Consider the following 1,528-nt stretch of genomic DNA (forward strand, 5'->3'; position numbering starts at 1 on the left):
AGGGGGGACCCTGTGGGAGAGTAGGACGCCGCCGAACTCCTTTTAGAAAAAGAGCCTTGTGAGGGCCATCAGTCCTCACAAGGCTCTTTTTGCGTTGCCCAGAAAGTTCTGGAGAACGCCGCCGATGGCTGCGATGCTGTGGCCATGAACTACCTGGTCAGGGCCCTTAAGGGCGATGAATGGGCCGCGCTCAAGGAACTGCGGCTGGCCGCGCTCGCCGACCCGGTCGCCCGGATGGCCTTCGCGAGCACGTACGAGAAGGAAGCCCCGCAGCCGGACGCGTTCTGGCAGGAGCGGGCCGCGCAGGGCGAAGCCGGCGTGACGCAGAAGACCTTCGTCGCCGAGCCCGTCGGTGAAGAACCGGACGTCCCGCAGTCGCTGGCCGGCATGGCCATCGTCCTCATCGAGCAGGACCAGCGCCAGACCCACCTCGTCGGCGTCTACATCCGCCCCGAGCACCGCGGCAGCGGCCTGGCCCAGCAACTCTTCCAGACCGCACTCGACTGGTCCTGGGAACTCCCCGCCTTCCCCGTCGAACGCGTACGCCTGTGGGTGCACGAGGACAACGCCCGGGCCCGCGCCTTCTACGCCGGCTTCGGCTTCACCCAGACCGGCAACACCATGGCCTACCCCAACCAGCCCGACCAGACCGAATACGAACTGGCACTCCGCCGGCCCTGAGCCCGGAGCCCGAGGCGGTCGGGGCGGGCCGGGTGCGGAAGCTCGTACCGGCGAAAGCCCGTACCCCCGGAAGCGGAAGCCCGTAACCCCGGAACCCGTACGCGCCACCCGCAGGCGGTGCGAGTGGAGTGCGAGTGGAGACGGAAGCTCGGGCTCCGCGGAGCCCGAGAAACTTCCTGAAGAAATTTCGGTCGGCCATGTCGAGAAGTCGTGGCCGGCTCCGTCCCCGGGGTGAGCGCGACCACAATGGTCGCACCCGGATCGAGGAGCCCACCATGGCCAAGTACCTGATGCTCAAGCACTACCGCGGCGCGCCGGCGATGGACTGCCCGCCCATGGACGAGTGGACGCCGGAGGAGATCTCCGCCCACGTGCAGTTCATGCGGGACTTCGCGGCGCGGCTCGAAGAGTCCGGCGAGTTCGTCGACGCACAGGGGCTCGCCCCCGAAGGGACCTGGGTGCGCTACGACGGGCCGGGGCGCCCGCCCGTCACCGACGGGCCGTTCGCCGAGACCAAGGACCTCATCGCCGGCTGGATGCTCATCGACGTCGACAGCTACGACCGCGCCCTGGAACTCGCCGGCGAACTGTCGGCCGCCCCCGGCGTCGGCGGCAAGCCGATCTACGAATGGCTTGAGCTGCGCCCCATCCTCTCCGCGCCGCCCACCACCACATCGTGACCACATCCGACGCAGCCCCCGGTGCCGGGCCCGTAGCCGCCGTGGACGCGGCCCTGCTGCGGAGCCTCGTACCGGGCGTGCTGGGGGTGGGGGGGGGGGGCCGCGGGCGGGGGGGCGGCGGGCGGGCGGCGGGGGCGGCGGGGGCGCGCGCCACGCGCGCCCCCCCC

Annotated in this window: 2 protein-coding genes; both read left to right on the forward strand. The window is 70.8% G+C overall.

Translation table 11 applies throughout. From position 1 onward, the window contains the following. The first annotated feature begins 144 nt into the window (after nucleotides 1-144). Nucleotides 145-681, forward strand: coding sequence for a GNAT family N-acetyltransferase (locus tag AAHZ94_RS33870; RefSeq protein WP_349997526.1), 537 nt, complete (start codon nucleotides 145-147; stop codon nucleotides 679-681). Between the two features lie 275 nt (nucleotides 682-956). Further along, nucleotides 957-1,361: a YciI family protein gene (locus AAHZ94_RS33875; RefSeq protein WP_349997527.1), complete on the forward strand. Its 405-nt coding sequence runs from the start codon at nucleotides 957-959 to the stop codon at nucleotides 1,359-1,361. Nucleotides 1,362-1,528: the final 167 nt, after the last annotated feature.

The sequence above is a fragment of the Streptomyces sp. HSW2009 genome, from assembly GCF_040240285.1.
GTDB lineage: Bacteria > Actinomycetota > Actinomycetes > Streptomycetales > Streptomycetaceae > Streptomyces.

What these genes read in the sequence shown, in the direction of transcription:
- AAHZ94_RS33875 (WP_349997527.1), top strand. Translation starts at nt 957, where the DNA reads ATGGCCAAGTACCTGATGCTCAAGCACTACCGCGGCGCGCCGGCGATG.
- AAHZ94_RS33870 (WP_349997526.1), top strand. Translation starts at nt 145, where the DNA reads ATGAACTACCTGGTCAGGGCCCTTAAGGGCGATGAATGGGCCGCGCTC.